The organism is Myxococcus sp. AB025B (assembly GCF_006518215.1).
GTDB lineage: Bacteria > Myxococcota > Myxococcia > Myxococcales > Myxococcaceae > Myxococcus > Myxococcus fulvus.
On sequence record NZ_SRLW01000124.1, the window covers coordinates 23,749 to 27,811 of the forward strand.

Annotated in this window: 5 protein-coding genes; 3 read left to right on the forward strand and 2 right to left on the reverse strand. The window is 68.8% G+C overall.

Features of this window, described 5'->3' with window-relative positions; translation table 11 throughout:
- The first annotated feature begins 182 nt into the window (after positions 1-182).
- A complete protein-coding gene (locus FL311_RS21330; protein ID WP_046713356.1) occupies positions 183-404 on the forward strand; it encodes an MbtH family protein in 222 nt (73 codons plus the stop codon).
- A gap of 66 nt (positions 405-470) precedes the next feature.
- On the opposite strand, the gene FL311_RS21335 is transcribed toward FL311_RS21330, so the two are convergent.
- The gene (locus tag FL311_RS21335) at positions 471-1,160 is read right to left on the reverse strand and encodes a response regulator transcription factor (RefSeq protein WP_141327502.1); all 690 of its coding nucleotides are present in this window, start codon (positions 1,158-1,160) and stop codon (positions 471-473) included.
- Positions 1,161-1,678: 518 nt separating this feature from the next.
- Between FL311_RS21335 and FL311_RS21340 the strand changes: the two genes are divergently transcribed.
- Together FL311_RS21340 and FL311_RS21345 are read left to right on the forward strand one after the other, a co-directional pair.
- A complete protein-coding gene (locus FL311_RS21340) occupies positions 1,679-2,443 on the forward strand; it encodes an RDD family protein (RefSeq protein WP_141327503.1) in 765 nt (254 codons plus the stop codon).
- Positions 2,444-2,445: 2 nt separating this feature from the next.
- A complete protein-coding gene (locus FL311_RS21345; protein WP_141327504.1) occupies positions 2,446-3,438 on the forward strand; it encodes a stage II sporulation protein M in 993 nt (330 codons plus the stop codon).
- On the opposite strand, the gene FL311_RS21350 is transcribed toward FL311_RS21345, so the two are convergent.
- Positions 3,372-3,881 (reverse strand): J domain-containing protein, encoded by a 510-nt coding sequence (locus FL311_RS21350; RefSeq protein WP_141327505.1) that lies wholly within the window; start codon positions 3,879-3,881, stop codon positions 3,372-3,374. The genes FL311_RS21345 and FL311_RS21350 overlap by 67 nt on opposite strands.
- Between the last annotated feature and the right edge of the window lie 182 nt (positions 3,882-4,063).

Below are 4,063 nucleotides of genomic sequence, written 5' to 3' on the forward strand. Positions count from 1 at the left end.
TGGCCGCGTTTCACACCGGGGCCGGGCGGCCCTCGCGCACCAGCACCCACGGTGCCGCGATGAACAGCCTGTCGGAGCAGTGCACCAGGAGAGGGGAAAGTGGGCGTCAGCCTACTTTTGGCGGTCTTGACCCATTTTCCTGGGATGTGAACAAGATGCAGCCACTTTCAGGGGTGACTCACATGGCGGACGAGCGCGAAGACACGACGATCTACAAGGTCGTCGTCAACCACGAGGAGCAGTACTCCATCTGGCCGGCGGACCGGGAGAACGCGCTGGGCTGGAAGGACGCGGGCAAGCAGGGCCTGAAGGCCGAGTGCCTCGCGTACATCAAGGAAGTGTGGACGGACATGCGTCCGCTCAGCCTGCGCAAGAAGATGGAAGAGCAGGCCCTGAAGAACTGAGGCACCCCAAGTCGTGCCCGACGGACCCCGGCGACCTGGCTGGGGTCCGTGGCGGGCGGTGTCGACTCAGAGGTCTGGAGGCGGACGAACCCCCAGGTGGCACGCGCGCAGCGCGAGCTGGGTGCGGTTCTCGGCCCCGAGCTTCCGGTAGAGCTGCGTGACGTGCGACTTCACGGTGCGCTCGGCGATTTGCAGGTGCGCGGCGATCTTCAGGTTGTCCGCGCCGCCGGAGACATACTGCAGCACCTCGCGCTCGCGCTGCGTGAGCGCCATGAGCACGCTCGCGGTGGGCGTCGTCACCGGTGGATGCTCGAAGTCGTTGCGCAGCAGCTGGACCGGGAACAGTCGCTCCCCGCGCACCAGTGAGTTGATGGCCGAGGAGACCGCGGAGGTGCCCAGCCCCTTGCGGAAGAGATACCCCGAGGCGCCTTCGTCGAAGCACTGGGAGATGATCTCCGGCACGCTCACGGCCGACAGGAGGAGCATGCGCACCTCCAGACGTCGCTTGCGCGCCTCGCGCAGCAGGTTGATGCCCTCCGTCACGGAGCACCCCAGGGATGCCTCGCCGTCTCCTTCCACATCCAGCACCGCCACCTGCGGCGGGTCGGTCCCGAGGCTGTCGAGGAACAAGCGCGCATCCCTCGTCACCGAGGTCACGCTCACGCCCTCACCACGAAGACCGTCGGCGATGTTCTCCCACATCACGAACGGCCCTTCGAGAATGGATACACGAATCGCAGCTTGATTAGTTGCCATGCGAAGGCCCCCCAGCCGCCATGGCGAAACAACTTGTACTAGCGTGTTGACTGCTTCCGACCTCGGGACTGCTCGGTCAGCGGGATGAGGCTTCCAGGTCGAGCTTGCGCGTCCGCTGAACCACTCCGGGGTCGGTCCGATGATGCACGACCTGACTCCGTGACTGCTTTTCACTCCTCACAACTGGTGACGTCCTTCCGGGCTCCACCTCCGCTGGAGCCAGCTCCAGGTCCAACGTCACCAATACCCTAACACCGGGGAAGCGCGGAGGCGAAGCCGACCCTGGACGGAGTGTCAAGTGTGCGCGAATCCGATGGGATTCGGCCACCGCGTCCGTTGGTTCGTCATCGCTGTTGTTGGAATGACAAGCCCTTCCGTCCAACAGCCGATATCCGCCGGGCCCTGGCACGCGGTCGGCTGTCCACCATGCGACAGCGGGTGATGTCCGGAATCGTCGCAGGGTCGGCCCCAGGTGACGACGGGAGATGGGCCCTCGGCGTGTATGCTGGGTAGCGGACATGAGGACCGCACCCAGCCCGCATCTCGCCGTGGCCACGCCGGAGCGCGTGGCGCTCTCCCTGCCCGTGGCCGGAATCGGCTACCGGTGCCTGGCGTGGTTGGTGGACGCCAGCCTGCTCTTCTTCTTCTGGGTGGTGGCGTACTTCGTCTTCACGCTGCTGGTGTCGGACGTGCTGGGGGTGTTCCAGGGGCTGTCGAGCCTGGGGCAGACGCTGCTGGTGGTGGGCGTGTTCGCCACCCAGTGGCTGTACTGGACGCTGGGCGAGGTCTTCCTCCACGGGCAGACGCCGGGTAAGCGCGCGCTGGGCATCCGCGTGGTGCGCCTGGACGGCTCGCCGGTGGGCCTCTACGAGAGCGCCGTGCGCAACCTGTGCCGCGCGGTGGACTTCCTGCCCGGCGTCTACGCGGTGGGCTGCATCAGCCTCCTGCTCACGCCCAGGCATCAGCGGCTGGGGGACGTGCTCGCGGGCACGGTGCTGGTGCGCGAGGAGCGCATCGACCTGGACAAGTACACGCAGCCGGCGCCCCAGGCGACGAGCGGCGCCGCGCCTTCGACGACGCGGGCGCTGAAGCCCGACGAGGTGGAGCTGGTGCTGGCGTTCCTCACGCGCGCGCCGGCGCTGGCGCCGGACGTGCGGCACCGGATGGGCGCGCGGATGGTGGAGAAGCTGGGCGGGCTGACGGACGCGGAGCGCGACGGGGTGCTCGCGTCCTCCACGTCCATCGAGGCCCACCTGCGCGGCCTCGTGCGGACGGAGCGCTGAGGATGGCCCAGGCGCTGACGGCGTTCGTCGCCCAGAAGCGGGAGGGCTGGAAGTCGCTGGAGGGGCTGCTCGAGCGCCAGCGCGCGGGCACGCTGACGCTGGACGAGCTGCGCACGCTGGACACGCTGTACCGCCGCGCGGCCTCCGACCTGGCGCTCGCGCAGACGTTCTACCCGGACACCGACGCGCACCGCTTCCTCAACCAGCTCTGCGCGCGCGCGTATGCGGCCATCTACCAGCCTCCACGCGAGCGCTGGGCCGCGGTGCGAGGCTTCTTCCGCCGCGACTTCCCGCGCACGCTGCGCCGGGAGCTGGGCTTCGTGGGCGCGAGCGCCGCGCTGTTCTGCCTGGGACTGCTGCTGGGCGCGCTGGTGGTGCTGTGGGAGCCACGCGGCGCGGAGCTGCTCGTGCCCTCGGGCGTGCGTCAGTACGTGGCCCAGGGGCGCATGTGGACGGACGACATCCTGTCGGTGGCGCCGCCCAACTCCGTATCCTCCGGCATCGCCACCAACAACCTCACCGTCACCATCCTCACCTTCGCGATGGGCATCTTCGCGGGGCTGGGGACGATGTTCATCCTGGTGAACAACGGCGTGCAGATTGGCGCCATCACCGCGCTGTGCATCCGCGAGGGCATGACGGTGGGCTTCCTGGACTTCATCGCCGCGCACGGCCCGGTGGAGCTGTCCATCATCGTCATCGCCGGAGGCGCGGGGCTGATGGTGGGCCAGGCGCTGGTGGACCCCGGGGAGCTGCCCCGGAGCCAGGCGTTGACCCTGCGCGGACGCGAGGCGGTGAAGCTGGTGCTGGGGTGCGCTCCCTTCCTGGCCTGCATCGGCGTGGTGGAGGGCTACGTGTCCCCGGGCGACCTGTTCCCCACGTGGGCCAAGGCCGCGCTGGGCCTGTCCCTGGGGGGCCTGTTCTGGGCCTACCTGCTGCGGGCCGGCAGGACCGACGCCGACACCACGGACGCGCCCGAGGTGAGCGCCTCCTGACGCTTGCGCTGCTGGTGGCGGAGGATGCGCTCGTAGGCCACGTTCAGCTCGCGCATCTTCTCCGCGGAGCCGCCCCGGTCGGGGTGACGCTCCATGGCCAGCGTGTGGTAGCGCGCGCGCACCTTGTCCGCCGAGTCCAGCGGCGACACGCCGAGCAGTTGGTAGGGGTCCTGGTCCTCGATGGCGGACAGCCAGCGCTCCAGCCGGTCCTTCACCTCGATGAACTGCTCGTCCTGGGCCCCGGTGTCCTTCACGGGGTGGGTGCGCACCTTGGCGTCCGCCCGGAACACCTCGGAGTAGGTACTGGAGACCCAGCGGTGGCAGCCGGAACACCGGAAGTAGCGAATCCGGTTCCCCATCTGAAGGGTCATCCGGATGCCGCAGTGGGTACACTCCACCTCGACGTTCTCCAGTGTCCGCCAGCTCGAAGCCACCGCGTTCATCGGCCCTTGCTCCCGTCAGCAACAGTCCTGTAGCACCGCCAAGCTCCCACGTCGGGAGATCGCGTCAAGAAAATCTCCACCGCGCCCCGCCGGACCCCCGGCCTTTCGGATAGAACCCACAGCATGAGCCCCCTGCTCGTCGCCGGACTGCTGCTCGCCGCCGCCCCGGCCCGGCCCCCGGC

Excerpts from the sequence above, each read along its gene's own strand:
- FL311_RS21330 (WP_046713356.1), top strand. The coding sequence starts at position 183 with ATGGCGGACGAGCGCGAAGACACGACGATCTACAAGGTCGTCGTCAAC.
- FL311_RS21335 (WP_141327502.1), bottom strand. The coding sequence starts at position 1,160 with ATGGCAACTAATCAAGCTGCGATTCGTGTATCCATTCTCGAAGGGCCG.
- FL311_RS21340 (WP_141327503.1), top strand. The coding sequence starts at position 1,679 with ATGAGGACCGCACCCAGCCCGCATCTCGCCGTGGCCACGCCGGAGCGC.
- FL311_RS21345 (WP_141327504.1), top strand. The coding sequence starts at position 2,446 with ATGGCCCAGGCGCTGACGGCGTTCGTCGCCCAGAAGCGGGAGGGCTGG.
- FL311_RS21350 (WP_141327505.1), bottom strand. The coding sequence starts at position 3,881 with ATGAACGCGGTGGCTTCGAGCTGGCGGACACTGGAGAACGTCGAGGTG.